This window comes from Streptomyces sp. NPDC046122 (assembly GCF_056429965.1).
In genome coordinates this window covers 481004-496897 of record NZ_JBWKLQ010000002.1, presented here as the reverse complement: position 1 = coordinate 496897, position 15894 = coordinate 481004, and the positions used below count along the sequence as shown (strand labels likewise).

Genomic DNA, 15894 nt, shown 5'->3' with positions numbered 1-15894 from the left:
CCTCGGCGACAGGGGCGTGCGCCGGGTTTCTTTTCCCGGGCCCCGCTCGCCGTGTGACCTGTCCGCCGCCCGCCTTCCGCTGCCCGCCTTCCGGCGCACCCCGACCGCGAGAGCCCGCCGGCCGGGACGGCCGCCTACCGCAGGGCCCCCACCCGGTCCCCGCTCTCCACCCGGCCCTCCAGCTCCGCCTGGGCGCCCGCCTTCGCGCGCACCGCGAGGAGGTTGCCGTCCGCCGTGCCCTTCACGCCGCCCGACGTCGTGATCGACCTGAACTGCCCGCTGCCCGCCGCCAGCACGTACCAGTTGCCGCCCCGCGACTTCCACAGCACCCCCGCCAGCACCCGCGGATCGCGCACCCCGCAGGACGGCGAGTGCTCGGCGCGCGCCGCGATCGCGCCCGGCGCCCCGCGCCGCGCGGACGGCGCCTGGAACTGGGCCAGCACCCTGCTGCCCGTGCCCCGCCACGTCTCGGCGCGGGTGCAGAGCCAGGCGGCGGTGCCGTTGCCCTCCGGCAGCGGCTGCTGGGCGTACGCCCACGAGTTCACGCTGCGCACGCCGTGCGAACGCACCGCGGGCAGCAGGCACGCCGTACGGGCCCAGCGCGCCCGTTCCTCCGGGCCGCTCACGTCGCGCGGCGCCGACGGCGGCCCCGACGTCAGCCGGGCCGGGGCCAGTTCCCCGAGATCGGTCATCAGCCGGGGCCCGGCGTCGTCGCGCAGTTCCAGCGCGTCCCAGGAACGGCAGTCCCTGGCCTGGACGGGACTGGCCATCGGGTCGGTCACCCCGTCCGCCGTGCGCTCCAGCGGCGCCGGGGGCAGGGCGGGATCGAGCAGGTCGCGCACGGACGCCGACCGCACCCAGGGTGCGGTCAGGTACCGGACGTTGCCGTCGGTGCGGCCGACCACCAGCGCGTTCGCCGCCGCCGCGTCCGCGCCGTCCACCCGGGCGAAGTCGAGGGCCGCGCCCGCCGCGCCGTCGCGCGGCTCGGCGTACCGGACGACGCGCAGGCCGTCGTACAGCAGCACCACCCTCGCCTGGTCGACGTCGCCCGCGAAGAGCAGCTGCGGCGGCCCCATCGGCGGGCCCACCGGCGTGGCGGGCGTCGCGGAGGCCTGCACGGAGGGGCCCGGCCGGGCCCAGACGGCGAGGGCGCGGCGCAGCAGCGCCCTGTCGCCGGTGAGACCGCCCCGGGCCGGCCAGACGGAGAAGTCGGTACGCGAGGACCGCTTCCACACGGCGGCGGCGACCCGGACCGTGTGCGACGGGTCGAGGGCCCGCTCGACCGCCGGGTTGCGGGCGTAGGCGGGTGCGGCCGCCCCGTCAGGGCCCCACCCCTCGCCGGGCAGTCCGAGCAGCGCCCCGCACACCACCGCGGCGGCGGTCGCGGCGAGCGCGGCCTTCGCGTGCTGCCTGCGCCGCATCAGGTCGGTCGGCCTGGCCTGGAGCGAGCACGGGTCGAACTCGGCGGACCCCAGCAGCGCCGCCACGCTCGCGCCGCCCGGCGTCTCGACCGTGTCCGCCTCGGCGAGCGCCGCGTGCGGATCACCGGCCCCGGCGGCGGTGAGCGTCTGCGCCACCTCCGCGTCCCGCATGCCCTCCAGGCCCCGCAGCACGTACGCCGCGCGACCCGGCCCGCTGAGCCCGGACAGCCGCTGGTCGAGGGCGAGTTCGTCGGCCCCTCCGGAGCGGGGGAACAGTCGCAGCCCCCACACCTGCGGCAGCAGCGGCGGCAGCTGCGCCCGCTTGGGCCAGGCCCTGCGGCGCAGCGGAAGCCCGGCCTCCAGGGCCTGGCGGAGCACCCGCTGCCGTACGAACGCGTAACCGGGGTCGGCCGAGGCCGCGCCGCCGCCCCCGGCCCGGCGCGGCAGGGGGACGCCGGCGGCGCCCGGGGCGCGGCCGCGCGGGAGCGAGCGCTGCGCGAGCGAATGGGCGGTCAGGACGCGGCGGTTGCGGCCGAGGCGGGGCGGCAGCACGAGGTACGCCAAGCGCACGAGGCGCGGATAGTGCTCGACGAGCGCGGCTTCGGCCTGCTCGACGTCGACGGGGACGGGGACAGGGCGGTGGGTGACAGCATCCTGTGGGCGCACGTTCAACAGAACGAGCGAATCGTCGGATGGTCACCTCGCAGCCGGGGACGGCGGGGCCGGTCCGGCCTGCCGTTCAGCCCTCGGTGATCAGCCGCTCGCGGAGGCGCTCGACGCTCTCGCCGGACACGCCGAGTCCCTCCCGTACGTACGCCTCGACCGAGCCGTGGCGCGTGTGCACCTCGTCGAGCGCCGCCGCCAGGTACTCGGGCGCGACGCCGATCACCGCCAGGGCGGTCTCCGGGTCGCCGCCCGCCGCCACGAACCCCTCGAGGAGGGGCGTGAAGGTCTGGCGCACCGCCTGGTCGACCGACAGGTACTCGCGCTCGATCGTCTCGTCGTCCGCGCCGAGGAGCGACAGCACCAGAGTCGCCCGATGCCCTCGGGACGCGGTCGGGGTGGTCGGTGCGCTCGGCGACGGAGCGGAAGCCGACGACCGTGCGCAGGCCGAGCGCGCGCACCGCGGGATCGGACGCCGGGTCCATCCGGTCGAGCTGCCCCGAACGCAGCGCGAGCCCCGGGCGGACGCGGCGGCCGTGGGGGGAGCGGCGTGCCGCCGAGGTCGCGGAGGTTCGCGACGGTGCCGGCGGGGATCACGGTCATGGCGGTGCGCGCTCGTGGGGTCGTTCCGTTCCGTACGGGCTCCTTCGCGTGGTGAACGCTAGCCGAGCCGGTCCCACCCGCTGAACTCCGCTGTCCCGCGCGCCCCGCTTCCCCCGTGCGCCGCGCACATGAACATCCCCGCGTCCGCCGCCGCGCCCCGCGTCGCCACGCGAACCGTTCCCACCGTCCGCCACGTCGCCCCGCCGTCCGCCGAGAACGCGCCCGTGTACGCGTCGCCCGCGCGCGTGAGCCGCAGCCGCACCGGCGCCCCGGCCCCGGCGACGCGCCGGGAGGCGTCCAGGGCGCCGTCGCCGTTCGCGTCGTACGACAGCACCACACCGTTCGCGGGCGTGAGCGCGAGGTTGAGGAAGCCGGGCGAACCGGGCTCGGCGAGCCGGTCGCGGACCACGATGCCGGCGCGCGCCCACGCGCCCGTCGCCTCCTGCGCGTCCACCCGCACGGTGACGCCGCCGCCGTCCCGCAGCTCCCCCTCCCGGTACAGTGCCCCGAACTCCGCCGTCGCCTTCCACAGGTCGAGGCCGCCGCCGTTGACCGCGTACCGGTTCCGCGCCGGATCCGGGTCCTCCAGCTGCCCGAAGACCGCGTCGTTGTTCGTGTACGTCCGCCAGCCCCGCCCCAGCGGCCCGGCGACGTGCAGTGCGCCCCGCCGGACCTGGGTGACGGGGGCCTCGCCATGGGGCCCGTACGAGACGCGCAGCTCATACGGCAGCGGCTCCAGCGGGGCGGTGAGCGGCCCGGCGGGGGCCGTCACGCGCCAGGTCGCCGTCCCCGTGCCCGCCGCCGGAACGGACTCCAGCGACTGCGGCCCCGGCGGCCGCGCCGCGACACCCGTGAGTGCGAGGTCGACGCGGCCGGTCGCCCGCAGCCCGTTCATGTTGCGGAAGTCCGCCGTCACCAGCGCCGCACCGCCGGGCGGGAGGGCGGCCGGGGCGGCGGAGACCGTGACCGCGCCCTGGTAGGGGGCGCGGGCCAGCACGTCGTGGACACGGCGTGCCGTGCGGTGGGCGTCGTTCGTCGGGCGCAGCGGATACGCCGTGCGCTCCCGCGTCCACGGCTCCTCGGCCGCGTACCAGTCGAAGGGTCTGGCCGCGCGGTCCGACGCGAGCGCGTCCTCCAGCTCGTCCAGATACGCCTGCCACTGCGGCAGGTGGAAGTCGCCGATGAGGCCCTGCCAGTCGCGGTTGGCGTAGTTGGCGAGGCGCCCGCCGTCGGCGGCCGGGCGGTCGGCCCACGTCGTCACCAGGACGCGCGCGGTCCGTTCCAGCCGCTGGGCCTCCGCGGGCGAGGGGGCCAGACGCTTCGCGTCCTCGATCCACGGCCCGAGCAGGAACGCCCGGTGCGCCCCCGCCATGTCCTCGCTCAGCCGCATCAGTTTGAGCCACAGACCGGCCAGGGCCCGGAACGCGGCCCGGTCGCCGCGCTCGTACGCCGCCTCGAGCTGCGGCAGCAGGTGCCAGGAGCGGTTGGCGAGCGCCTGGCGGCCGAGGTCGGTGAGGTCGTAGCGGTACGCGTCCGAGCGGCGCAGCGGCTCCCGCACCTCCAGCAGCGCGCCGAACGCCTTGTCGAAGCCGGCCATGTCGAAGGCCGGCGTACGCGTCGAGTAGTGCGTGCCCGAGGCGGCGGTCAGACTGGGGCGGGCCGCGAAGAGCGAGTCGTGCGGGCGGCCGTCGCGGCTGGTGGTGCGGTACGCCGTGTCGCGCAGCGCGGCGAACGCGTCGCGGGCCCGCGCGTCTCGGCCCCCGTAGCGCAGGTCCGCGTACCCCTCGAACCACTGCGCGCGGTCCACCGGCTCCCGCCGCCACGCCAGCTCCGAGAACAGCTCCAGGGCCGCCGGGTCGCGCTCGGCGGCCTCCGGCATGTAGGCGGTGCCGACCAGGGCGGACCCGGGGCGGTCGCGCCAGGCGGTGAAGCGCTCGGTCCACCGGTGGGTCTTGGCGCCGATCGTCGTGCGGCCGCCGAAGTTGGGGATGGTGCCGAAGGCGTACGGGGCGCCGCCCCAGTCCTTCTCGCGGTCGGTGACGGAGTCGAGGTCGGACAGGCCGTCCACGACGAGCAGGCGCCGTTTGTCGAGCGCGTCGAGCATCTCGCGGCGCGGGTTGGCCTGCCAGCCGAGGATCACCCATGTGGCGCGGGGGCGGGCGGTCCGCAGCGCCGTCTCGACGGCGCGGGCGGCCTCCGCCACGGGCACGTCGCCCGCCGAGCCGCCCTCGTGGAGGAGGTCCATCTTGAAGTGGCGCACCGGGCCGAGGAGTTCGTGCTGGTGCCGGTAGAAGGAGGCCGCCACCTCGCGGAAGGACGCGGTGCGCGGGTCCAGCCAGTCGGGGCGGCGCAGGCCCGCCCAGTCGCCCTGCGGGACGGTGCGGGCGCCGGGGTTGCGGGCGGCGAAGCCCTCGGGGACGGTGCCGAAGTAGCCGGGGAGGACCGGCTCCATGCCGAGCTCGCGCACGCGGTCGGCGACGCGGCGGCCCAGGCGGGCGCGTTTCACGATGAGTTCGGGGGAGAGCGGGCCGCCGTACGCGCTCATGTTCTGCAGCAGCCACCACGGCTGGTGCGAGGGGGCGGGCAGCCACGCGCGGGCCTCGGCGTCGGAGTAGCCGAAATCCTTGAGGAGCCGGTGGTAGACGGCCTCCTGGCCGGTCGTCACCAGCACCTCGTTGAAACCGTGCAGGGCGAGTACGTCGATCATCCGCTCCCAGCGCGGCCAGTCGGCGTACGGCGCGGTGTACCCGTCGTGGGTGTCGTTGCACACGAAGCGGTGCGGGACGGTGGCCGAGTGCTCCAGGGGCGCGCGGGGCGCGGGGAGCCGCCCGGGAAGGTCCAGTTGGCTGCCCGACCAGGAGATGTGCGCCCGGCAGACGTACTTGAGGTACCAGTGGACGCCGGTGAGCACGGCGGCGGGGCTCGTGCCCGCGACCTCGACGCGGCCGGTGGTTCCGCCGACGCGGAACCGGTCGCCGCCGCTGCTCGTGAGCGGGGTGAGGCGGAACTGGTCGGCGTGGTCCGGCAGCAGCCGTTCGAGCGCGGCGCGGGCCGGTGCGGTGACGGCCCGGACCGGCCCGGGCGCCGCGGCGGCCTGCGCGGGCGCGCCCATCGCGGCCCCGACGCCGATCGCTCCGGCCGTCCCCAGCAGCGTACGTCGCGACAGGCGGTCGGTCATCGGAGCGGCTCCTCGGGGGGACGACGGGTACACGCGGCGTCGAAAGGGGTACGACGGGGACGTACCGGGCGCACGTTAACGACGGCGCGGGGGCGCGGCAACGGGGCGTGCGATGTGTTCGTATCCACCCCACCGTGTGGCCCAACGGGGCACGATGGGCGAATGCGCAACCAACGTCGACGTACAGCGAACGCCGCCTCTGCCATAGCCGCCCTCGCCCTTGTGGCCACGGGCTGCGCAGCGGGCGGGAACGAGGAGAAGCCCGTGCCGGAGACGGCGAAGGGCAGCCTGGAGCAGCTCGCCGCGAAGGTCGAGTGCGAGCCGAACGTCCAGACGGACGCGGCGGAGCTGCGGCAGGCGAACTGCGAGACGGGCGACGGCCGCTACGTGCTGGCCACCTTCACGACCGACCGCGGGCAGCGCGAGTGGATCAACGAGGCCAAGGACTACGGCGGGGCGTACCTGGTCGGCAGGAAGTGGGTCGCGGTGGGCGACCGCCAGGTGGTGACAGCACTGCGCGGCCGGCTCGGCGGGACGGTGGAGACTTCCTCGCACCACTCCGGGGAGAGCGGCGGTGGGGAGAACGAGGAGAAGCACTCCGGTCACCACGAGAGCTGACCGCGCAGCGGGGAAGGGCGGCCGGTGGGGGACGGCCGCCCTAGAGGGGGGTCAGGCGCACCTGCGGCCTTCGTTCAGGCAGGCCACCACCTTGTTCATCAGCCGGTTGTTGAAGACGTTGATGAAGTCCCCGTGGTCGGTGCCCGGCTTGTGGAGCTGCTCGGGGAACGAGTCGACCGCGAAGCCGGGGCCGGGCGGTACGTCGTACACGATCCGCTGCACCAGCTGCGGGATGGCGCGGAACCCGTTCGGGCACGCGCCGTTGGCCTGAGCGAACGCCACATGGGTGCGGTGGTTCGCGCTGTCGGTGTTCTGCCCGTCCCAGCAGCTCTGGAAGTTGAAGGTACGGACGACCTGGCTGCCTTCCGGGCAGATCGGGTACTTGTCCTTCAGCTGGCGGTCCTCGAATCCGGTACAGCTCCACGACGCGTTGGCGTTGGCGTCGCCGTTGGTGAACGCCTTGGCGTCACCGGTGATGATCCGCAGGAAGCGGGGCATCGCGGTGACCTTGCCGACGGGGCTTCCGACGAACTTCAGCGAGACCTCGGTGGGCGTCTGGATCTCGCCCACGTTGCTGTCCTTGCCGCCGCCGTCCGCGTCGGCGTCGTTCTCGTTCTGGCCGTTCTGCAGGCGCAGGACGGGCCAGTAGTACGTCGACTTGTCGCCCTGGTTCTGGCAGGTGGTCTGCCCGCGCGCCAGGTCGTCGTCGCTCGCGAAGGCGTCGTTGGCCTGGTTGCCGACGTAATCGTGCATGTGGTGCGCACCGTTGCTCACGCCCGGGGCGACGATGACGTTGTCCGGGTTGAACTTCCCGTTCTCGTTCGTACCGCACTCGGTGACGAACTGGCCCCGGGAGGCGCCGCGCTGTTTGGGCGGCTGCTGGACGTTCGGCTGCACGGACTGGATGTCGACGAAGTCGGCGGCGTTGGGGCCGTTGCCGGCCTGCCCGCCGTTGCCGTTGTTCTGTCCGCCGTCGCCCTGGTCGTCGCCCTGGTCGTTGCCCTGGTCACCGCCCTGATCGTTGCCTTGGTCACCGCCCTGGTCGCCGTCCTGGCCGGCGTTGTCGCCGTTGTCGCCCTGGTCGGCGTCGCCGCCGCCGTCCTGCCCGTCGTCGCCGACCCCTCCGTTGTCGTCGGCGCGCAGCGCGCAGGGCGCGAGGCTCTCGAGACCCTCGGGCCGTTGGGCCGCACGGTCGATGGCGATGGCGATCCGGTCGATGGACGCCAGCCGCTTGTCCTTCAGCGGTCCGAGAATGGCGTTCTGCGCCAGGTTCGGATCCTGGGAGATCTGCTCCTTCGAATCGGCGAATCGCTGGTACGCGTCCGTGATCTGGGAGTCGAGAGCCGCCAGTTCCCGGTCGACTTCCTGGCGCGCCGAATCGGGTACTTCGTCGGGCAGGTCGTTCGCCACCTCCGGGCAGTCAATGGTCGACATCTGCTGACCGGTGCTCCGAAGCTCACCGGACTGAGCCGGTTCAGGATGGGACCAGCCTTCACCTGCGGATGCGTAGACATTCACCGCGAGCAGTCCACCCCCGCCCAGGATCAGGGCGGCCGATGCGGCAATCGCCCGGTTCGCCAGCGTGGAACGTTTTCTAGATGCGCGTCGCATGGAACTCCTCTGCTTCGTTGCCGGGTGAAGGTAAGGGGGGTCCCGGCAGGGGAGAAGCGCTCCGTTCCATACGGAGGCGGCTCGCGGCGCGTTCAAACCTCTCCGCGATTCGTAGGTATCTCCATCCGCAATCAGGGACGGACCACGACGTACGGGTCCGCCCGCCGCGGTCCCGGACCTTCCGGATCCGTCACTCCTCCCAGCCGAACGCCGTGAGCTGTTCGTCCAGGGGAGCGCCGGTCATCCGGTTCGCCAAGGTGGACATGGTGTAGGCGCCGATGCCGAGGACGACCTCCAGGGCGTTCTGGGTGGTGTAGCCCTGGTCGAGGAAGCGGCGCAGGGTGTCGTCGGGGACCGCGCCCGCCGTGGCGACGACGTCCAGCGTGAACCGGTGCACGGCTGCGAGGCGTTCGTCGGCCGGCGGCCGCTGCTCGCGCAGGGCGGTGATCAGGGCCTCGTCCGCGCCGAGCGCGGTCAGCTTCGCCGTGTGCATCGCGACGCAGACGTGACAGCCGTTCCCCGTCGCGACCGTCATGATCACGACCTCGCGGGAGAGGGGGTCCAGGGTGGACGACTCGAAGATCGCGCTGATCTTCAGGAAGCCGTCGAGCAGATGCGGCGAGGTGGCCAGGCGGCCGACCGGGGCGGGCAGGTAGCCCAGCCGCTTCGCCGTCGCCTCCATGGAGCGGCGGGCGGCGGCCGGGGCGGTCTCGGGGGTGTGGTCGGGGAAGAAGTCGGTGCGGATGCCGGTCAAGGCGTCTCCTCGGGGTAAACTCGTCAACGTGATTGACGAAAAGGTAAACCATGTTGACGAGTTCCGCAATGGCTGAGGGGTACGAGCTGCCGCTGCTGCTGTTCGCCGGATTCCGCGCGTTCATCGACGAGTTGCACGCTGAGCTGGCCGAACAGGGCCACCCCGACGTCCGTCCGGCGTACGGCTTCGCCCTCCAGGCGGTCGGCCGCGACGGTGTGACCCCGGGCGAGCTCGGCCGGCGGCTCGGAGTGTCCAAGCAGGCCGCGGGCAAGACCGTCGAGCGGCTGGAGGGGCTCGGATACGTCGAGCGGGCGGACGACCCCGCCGACGGGCGGCGCAAACTGGTCCGGCTCACGCCGCGCGGAGTCGACGTCCTCGTGCGATCGGCCGCCGTCTTCGACCGGCTGCGGGCGCGGTGGGTCGAACGGCTCGGCGCGGAACGGGTGGACGAACTGGAGGCGGGCCTGCGGACGATGGTCCCGGCGGGCGGCCTGCGCCTGGACGCGGCGAGCTGGTTCGGGTCCTAGCGGTCCGTGTCCGCCGGGTGCGAGGGAGGGACTGCCGGGGCGGCGACGGCGACCGGAACGCCCCGGCGGCCCGGGTGCGCCGGTGGGCGGCCGGCGTGCGCCGGCGCCTCAGCGGCCGTTCTGCCCCCGGTCCAGATACGCCAGTACGGCGAGCACCCGCCGGTTGTCGTCGTCGCAGACCGGCAGGCCGAGCTTGCCGAAGATGTTCGACGTGTGCTTGGCCACCGCCCGCTCGGTGACGAAGAGCCGGCTCGCGATGGCCGCGTTCGACCGGCCCTGCGCCATCAGCTCCATGACCTCCCGCTCGCGCGGCGTCAGGCCGCCCAGCGGCTTGTCCCGGGCGCGGCGCGAGAGGAGCTGCGAGATCACCTGTGGGTCCATCGCCGTGCCGCCGGCCGCCACCCGGCGTACCGCGTCGACGAACTGCTCCGCGTCGAACACCCGGTCCTTGAGCAGGTAGCCGATGCCGCCGTCGCCGTCCGCCAGCAGCTCGCGCGCGTACAACTGCTCCACGTGCTGGGACAGGACGAGCACCGGCAGGCCCGGCCGCGCCCTGCGGGCCTCCAGGGCGCACTGCAGGCCCTCGTCGGTGTGCGACGGCGGCAGCCGGACGTCGACGACCGCGACGTCCGGCCGCAACTCCGCCAGCGCCCGGGAGAGTTCGGGGCCGGTCTCCACGGCGGCCAGGATCTCGCAGCCGAACGCCTCGAGCAGCCGGACCAGGCCGTCGCGGAGCAGGAAGAGATCTTCGGCTAGGACAACGCGCAAGGGATCTCCATGGTCACCATGGTGGGACCGCCCGCGGGACTGCTGACGGCCAGGACGCCGTCGAATGTACCGAGCCGGCGTTCGACGCCGCTCAGACCCGAGCCCTTCCCGACTGCCGCTCCGCCCCGCCCGTTGTCGGTGACGGAGATCCGCAGCACGCCGTCGGCGTGGTGGAGGTCGACGAAGACGCGGTCGGCCCCCGCGTGCTTGGCGGCGTTCGTGAGGACCTCGCTGACCGCGAAGTACGCCGCCGACTCGACCGGCGCCCCGGCCCGGCCCGACAGGTCCACGCTCACGTCCGTCTCGACGGGCAGGCGCAGCGCCAGCGCCCGTACGGCGTCCCCGAGTCCGCGCTCCGCCAGCACGGGAGGGTGGATGCCGCGCACCAGGTCGCGCAGTTCGGTCAGGGCCTCGGCGGAGGACGCGCGGGCCATGGCGAGGAGCTTCTTGGCCTGGGCCGGGTCCTTCTCGACGAGCGCCTCGACGGCGCCGAGGTTCATGCCCATGGCGACCAGCCGGGCCTGCGCGCCGTCGTGCAGGTCCCGCTCGATGCGGCGCAGTTCGGCGGCCGAGGCGTCGACCGCGTCGTGCCGCGTCTCGGTGAGGTGGTCGACGCGCCGGGCAAGCGTCGTCTCGTGCGTGGGGCGCAGCAGCGACCGGGTGAGGACGAAGTGGACGCGCAGCAGGGGCGGGGCCCACCGCAGCGCCCCCGCGAAGATCACCACTCCGAGGGCGACCGCGAAGAGCGCCGTGCCCTGGCTGTGGACGGGGACGAACGCGTACCAGTACGCGCCGCCCTCCGTGAACAGCCGCCACAGCCCCGCCGCCAGCACCAGGCTCTCCACCGGGTACAGCAGCAGCACGGCCGGCAGCAGCGCGCTGACGCAGCCCGCCGTCATGTCGACCAGCAGCCACAGCAGGTCCCGCCAGGTCGCCGGGTCCTTCAGCATCAGCACGCACCGCTCGACCTGCCCGACGAGGCCGCCGCGCAGATCGGCCGGCATCGGGCGGTACGGGGCGGGGATGCGTACGTCCGACCACGCGGCCGCGAGGAGCCTGCGCCGGGTGGCGTAGCCGCGCAGCACGGTCAGGACGGCGGGGGTGGCGAGGAGGCCGATCCCGACCGGGATGAGCGCCAGGGACACCACCGTGAACGAGAACAGGACGACCGACGCCGTCAGCGTCATGAGCGTCAGAGCCAGTCCTCGCGCTCCGGCGAGGGCGGCGGTGCGTATTCTCGTCATGATCATGGTGTTCGGCCTCTCCCCGGCGGCCCGTCCGCCGGGCCTGCGCACAGTCTCGCCCGCGCGGCCCGGCAAGGTCACGGGGCCCGCCCCCCCCGCCGGGGGTGTACCTACCCCCACCACCCTGCCGCCCTCCGCGTGCCGGTGTCGCGCACCTCTTCTCCCGCGCGAACCGCCCGGATGGCACGATGTGCGGACCATGACAGACGCCCGGTCGCCCCTGCGCGCACTGAGAGCCGCACTTTTCGCGGCGGTCTGCGTGATCACGGCAGCGGTGGGGCATTCGTCCATGTCCGGGCATGAAGTTCCGGGTTCGGCGCTGCTCGCCGCCTTCTTGGTGACGGGCGGCCTCGCGTGGACCGCGAGCCGCCGCCGGCGCGGCGTCCTCGCCGTGGGCGGCGGGCTCCTCGCCGTACAGGGCGCGCTGCACCTCGTCTTCGGTACGGCGCAGGGGCCGGGCGCGGGTCACCACGGGATGCCCGTCGCGCACCGGCCGGCCATGGGTCCCGAAGCCATGGAGGCCGCGGTCTCCACCGCCGGCCAGGGTTCCGACTCCCTCGCCATGACCGCGGCCCACCTCGCCGGGGCGCTCGTCTGCGGCCTGTGGCTGGCGCGCGGCGAAGCCGCGTTCTTCCGGCTCGCGCACGCCGTCGGCGCACTGGCCTTCACCCCGCTGCGCCTGCTGCTCGCCGTCGTACGGGCCCTCGTCCTGCCGGAGCCGGTACGTCCACGGGGGCCCCGCACCACCCGCCGCCACGGCCACGGCGTCGTCCTCGCGCACGCGCTGTCGCGGCGCGGCCCGCCGCGGGTCCCGTCAACCCGCGCCACGGCCCCCGCACTTCCCGCTGTCTGACCGCGTGACAGGGGGCCGCCACCCATGCCCCGTGACCCACGTCACCCGTCGACATTCCGAGGACATTCATGGCCATCGACGACCCCGTACAGCCGCCGCGCGCGCCCGAAGCGGGCCCGGCGCCCGCCGCCGAACGCGGCACCACCTGGAGCGCCCTGCGCCCCCTCGTCCTGCGCGTCCACTTCTACGCGGGCCTGCTGATAGCCCCGCTCCTGCTGATCGCCGCCGTCAGCGGGATGCTCTACGCACTCTCCTTCCCGGCGGAGAAGATCCTCTACAGCAACGAGCTCGAAGTCCCGGTGGGCGACCGCGTCCTGCCGGTCGGCGACCAGGTCGCCGCCGCCCGCACGGCCCACCCCGAGGGCACGGTGACCGCCGTCTGGCCGTCCGCCGAGGACGGCGCGACGACGCGGGTGCTGATGACCTCGCCCGAGGTGGAGGAGGGCAAGTCCCTCGCCGTCTTCGTCGACCCGTACACCGCCGAGGTGCGCGGTGAACTGACCAGCTTCGGCAGTTCCGGCGCCCTGCCGCTGCGCACCTGGCTCGACGAGCTCCACCGCGACCTGCACCTCGGCGACCTCGGCCGGCACTACAGCGAACTCGCCGCCAGCTGGCTGTGGGTGGTCGCCCTCGGCGGCCTGCTGCTGTGGCTCGGACGCAGGCGCACGGCCCGGCGCGACCTCGTCGTCCCCGAACGCGGGGCGAAGGGCCGCCGCAGGACGCTCTCCTGGCACGGCGCCGTCGGCATGTGGGCGGTGCTCGGCCTCGTGCTGCTCTCGGCGACCGGGCTCACCTGGTCCCGGTACGCGGGCGAGAACATCGGCGCGGTACAGGACCAGCTCGGCGGCGCCACCCCGGTCGTCTCCGCCGCGCTCACCGAAGGTGCCGGCGACGGCGGCGGTGAACACGAGGGCCACGGCGCCGGCGGAGGCTCCCACGAGGGCGCGACCGGCACGGACGTCGGCATCGACAACGCGCTCGCGGCCGCCCGCACAGCCGGCGTCGACGGCAGGCTCTCGGTGATCCTGCCGAGCGAGGGCAGCGGTTACGTCGTCAAGGAGACCGACACCCGGTTCCCGGTCCATCTCGACTCGGTCGCCGTCGACCCGGCGGACGGCCGGATCATCGACCAGCTGCGCTTCGACGACTATCCGCTGCTGGCACGGCTCACCCGCTTCGGAATCGACGCCCACACCGGAGTCTTCCTCGGCCTCGCCAACCAACTCGCCCTGGCAGCACTGGCGTTCGCGCTCGTCATGCTGATCGTCTGGGGCTACCGCATGTGGTGGCTGCGCAGGCCCACGAAGGAGCGCAGGCTCTCCGCCGGCCGCCCGACGCCGCGCGGCGCGTGGCGCAAGGCGCCGGTGACAGTGCTTCTGCCGCTGGCCGCGCTCACCGCGCTGACGGGCTGGTTCGTACCGCTGCTCGGGATCAGCCTGCTGGCGTTCCTCGCGGTGGATGTGGTGCTGGGCCTGGTGGCGAAGGCCCGCGCCCGTACGGCGGCCTGAGCGGGGGGAGGCCCGGCCGGACCGGCCGGGCCTCCCCCTCGCCGTACGACTCGACGGCCGACGGGCGCGCCTGAGTAGACGTCAGGGCGTGGCGCCGTCCAGGATTCCGGGGCGGGGGCAGCCGGGACCGGTCCGGACGCATGCGGCAGGATGGCGACCGCGCCGGAGCCCGCCTACGCCCCCCGTGCGCCCGGACGCGACCGCGCCGCCCCCTCGGACCACGGGAGAAGACCACTGATGTACCGGGCCCTCACACCGCACGACGTGATCGTCGCCGCAATAGCGGTGGCCGTCGGCGTCGCCGCCGGCCTGCTCCTGCGGGTGACGCTCCGCTGGCTCGGTGAGCGGGCCAGCCGGACGCGGTGGGGCGGAGACGACGTCATCGTCGACGCCCTGCGGACGCTGCTGCCGTGGGCGGCGGTCGCGGCCGGCGCGGCGGTCGGGGCCGCGGCGCTCCCGCTGACCCCCACGACCGGCCACAACGTCAACGTGGTGCTGACCGCCCTGCTCGTCCTCTCCGGCACCCTCACGGCGGCCCGGGTCGTCGCGGGCCTGGTGCAGACCGTGGCGCAGTCCCGGTCCGGAGTGGCCGGATCGGCCACCATATTCGTCAACATCACGCGCGTCGTGGTGCTGGCGATGGGCTTCCTCGTCGTACTGCAGACCGTGGGCGTCTCCATCGCGCCGCTGCTCACGGCGCTGGGCGTGGGCGGCCTCGCCGTGGCGCTCGCCCTGCAGGACACCCTGGCCAACCTGTTCGCGGGCGTGCACATCCTCGCCGCGAAGACGGTCCAGCCCGGCGACTACATCCGCCTCAGCAGCGGCGAGGAGGGCTACGTCGTCGACATCAACTGGCGCAACACCGTGGTGCGCAACCTGTCGAACAACCTGGTCATCATCCCCAACGCCCAGCTCGCGGGCACCAACATGACCAATTTCAGCCAGCCGGAGCAGCAGCTTTCGATCATGGTCCAGGTCGGAGTCGGCTACGACAGCGACCTGGAGCACGTCGAGCGCGTCACGACCGAGGTGGTCGAGGCCGTGATGTCGGAGATCACCGGCGCCGTCCCCGACCACGAACCGGCCGTGCGCTTCCACACCTTCGGCGACTCCAGGATCGGCTTCACGGTGATCCTGGGCGTCGGCGAGTTCAGCGACCAGTACCGGATCAAGCACGAGTTCATCAAGCGCCTGCACCAGCGCTACCGCGCCGAGGGCATCAGGGTCCCCGCCCCCAAGCGGACCGTGACCGTGCAGCAGGGCGACCTGGCGGCGACGATCCCGCACCAGCGCGAGTTCCCCGAGCCGGTGCGGTAGCGCCGGACCCCGCGGTCAGGGCGCGTACTTGTAACCGACCCGCCGGATCGTCCGGATCGCCGCCCGGTGCTCCGCGCCCAGCTTGCGGCGCAGCCGGGCGATGTGGACGTCCACGGTCCGGCCGTCGCCCACGTGCCCGTAACCCCAGACGGTCGAGACCAGGTGGTCGCGGGTGTGCACCCGGTGGGGATGCGCCACCAGGTGCGCGAGCAGCTCGAACTCCAGGTAGGTCAGGTCGAGTTCCCGACCGTCCACGGCGGCGGTGCGCTCTGCCCCGTCGATCCGTACGGGCCCTTCGTCCGCCGCCCCGGCCTGTTCGGGCGGCGCCTGCCGGTCGTGCTGGTCGGCCGGTACGAGTACGAGGTACCCGACCATCGGCGGCCGTCCCGGCAGGGCGGGAAGCGTGTGCTGCGGTGCGGGCAGCCAGGTCGTGCCGGGCGGCAGGAAGTCGCCGACGTACGGGGCGCTGCCGGTGCGCACCACCTCGTCGCGGTCGACGGCCCTGAGCCGGTGACGGGCGGCGGCCGGAGCGGGGACGGAAGCGGAGAGGGGGGTACGGGCGTTCGTGAGGTTCGCCATGAGAGGTCAGCTCTTTCGCGCGGAGGAGTCGTCGAGGGACGTACTGCGTCGTGCGCGCTGGCCGAAGACCGGTGTGAACGGCTTTAGAGGGCCCGCGCGTTCCTCGCGCGGCGACACACCCGGTCGAAGTCGTGATGCTGACGGGAGGGCCAGAAAGGCTCGAGGTCGCTGCGACCTGTCGAGGGGTTCCGGGGGCCAACCATGCGCCCATTGAAGCAGACGCGCGCTCCCACCAGCAGCCCCGTCCCAC

Annotated in this window: 13 protein-coding genes; 5 read left to right on the top strand and 8 right to left on the bottom strand. The window is 74.0% G+C overall.

Translation table 11 applies throughout. The features are described 5' to 3' along the window. Positions 1-134 precede the first annotated feature (134 nt). The 3 genes from AC07FK_RS07095 to AC07FK_RS07085 form a co-directional block, all read right to left on the bottom strand. On the bottom strand, positions 135-2087 hold the full coding sequence (locus tag AC07FK_RS07095) for a hypothetical protein (RefSeq protein WP_479103286.1): 1953 nt from the start codon (positions 2085-2087) through the stop codon (positions 135-137). A gap of 73 nt (positions 2088-2160) precedes the next feature. Further along, the gene (locus tag AC07FK_RS07090) at positions 2161-2448 is read right to left on the bottom strand and encodes a tyrosine-protein phosphatase (protein WP_479103285.1); all 288 of its coding nucleotides are present in this window, start codon (positions 2446-2448) and stop codon (positions 2161-2163) included. 297 nt (positions 2449-2745) lie between these two features. Continuing rightward, positions 2746-5799: an alpha-N-acetylglucosaminidase gene (locus AC07FK_RS07085; protein WP_479103925.1), complete on the bottom strand. Its 3054-nt coding sequence runs from the start codon at positions 5797-5799 to the stop codon at positions 2746-2748. Between the two features lie 228 nt (positions 5800-6027). On the opposite strand from AC07FK_RS07085, the gene AC07FK_RS07080 reads away from it, so the two are divergent. Next, the gene (locus AC07FK_RS07080; RefSeq protein ID WP_479103284.1) at positions 6028-6483 is read left to right on the top strand and encodes a hypothetical protein; all 456 of its coding nucleotides are present in this window, start codon (positions 6028-6030) and stop codon (positions 6481-6483) included. Positions 6484-6534: 51 nt separating this feature from the next. Here AC07FK_RS07080 and AC07FK_RS07075 read toward each other — a convergent pair whose 3' ends face one another. Then, on the bottom strand, positions 6535-8094 hold the full coding sequence (locus AC07FK_RS07075; protein WP_479103282.1) for a DUF1996 domain-containing protein: 1560 nt from the start codon (positions 8092-8094) through the stop codon (positions 6535-6537). A gap of 190 nt (positions 8095-8284) precedes the next feature. Next, entirely contained in the window at positions 8285-8776 is a 492-nt protein-coding gene (locus AC07FK_RS07070) for a carboxymuconolactone decarboxylase family protein (RefSeq protein WP_479103924.1), read from the bottom strand. Positions 8777-8916: 140 nt separating this feature from the next. Between AC07FK_RS07070 and AC07FK_RS07065 the strand changes: the two genes are divergently transcribed. Next, positions 8917-9375 (top strand): MarR family winged helix-turn-helix transcriptional regulator, encoded by a 459-nt coding sequence (locus AC07FK_RS07065; protein WP_479103280.1) that lies wholly within the window; start codon positions 8917-8919, stop codon positions 9373-9375. A 108-nt stretch (positions 9376-9483) separates the two neighbouring features. Here the strand turns inward: AC07FK_RS07065 and AC07FK_RS07060 are convergent, their stop codons facing one another. Continuing rightward, positions 9484-10143 (bottom strand): response regulator transcription factor, encoded by a 660-nt coding sequence (locus tag AC07FK_RS07060; RefSeq protein WP_479103278.1) that lies wholly within the window; start codon positions 10141-10143, stop codon positions 9484-9486. After that, entirely contained in the window at positions 10128-11393 is a 1266-nt protein-coding gene (locus tag AC07FK_RS07055) for a sensor histidine kinase (protein WP_479103277.1), read from the bottom strand. The genes AC07FK_RS07060 and AC07FK_RS07055 overlap by 16 nt, the downstream gene beginning before the upstream one ends. 283 nt (positions 11394-11676) lie before the next feature. Between AC07FK_RS07055 and AC07FK_RS07050 the strand changes: the two genes are divergently transcribed. The 3 genes from AC07FK_RS07050 to AC07FK_RS07040 all read left to right on the top strand — a co-directional run bounded on the left by AC07FK_RS07050 (position 11677) and on the right by AC07FK_RS07040 (position 15065). Next, a complete protein-coding gene (locus tag AC07FK_RS07050; RefSeq protein ID WP_479103275.1) occupies positions 11677-12240 on the top strand; it encodes a hypothetical protein in 564 nt (187 codons plus the stop codon). 68 nt (positions 12241-12308) lie between these two features. Next, positions 12309-13748, top strand: a complete 1440-nt coding sequence (locus tag AC07FK_RS07045) for a PepSY-associated TM helix domain-containing protein (RefSeq protein ID WP_479103273.1) — start codon at positions 12309-12311, stop codon at positions 13746-13748. 237 nt (positions 13749-13985) lie between these two features. Continuing rightward, entirely contained in the window at positions 13986-15065 is a 1080-nt protein-coding gene (locus AC07FK_RS07040) for a mechanosensitive ion channel family protein (protein ID WP_479103272.1), read from the top strand. A gap of 15 nt (positions 15066-15080) precedes the next feature. Here the strand turns inward: AC07FK_RS07040 and AC07FK_RS07035 are convergent, their stop codons facing one another. Continuing rightward, positions 15081-15644: a winged helix-turn-helix domain-containing protein gene (locus tag AC07FK_RS07035; RefSeq protein ID WP_479103271.1), complete on the bottom strand. Its 564-nt coding sequence runs from the start codon at positions 15642-15644 to the stop codon at positions 15081-15083. Positions 15645-15894 lie beyond the last annotated feature (250 nt).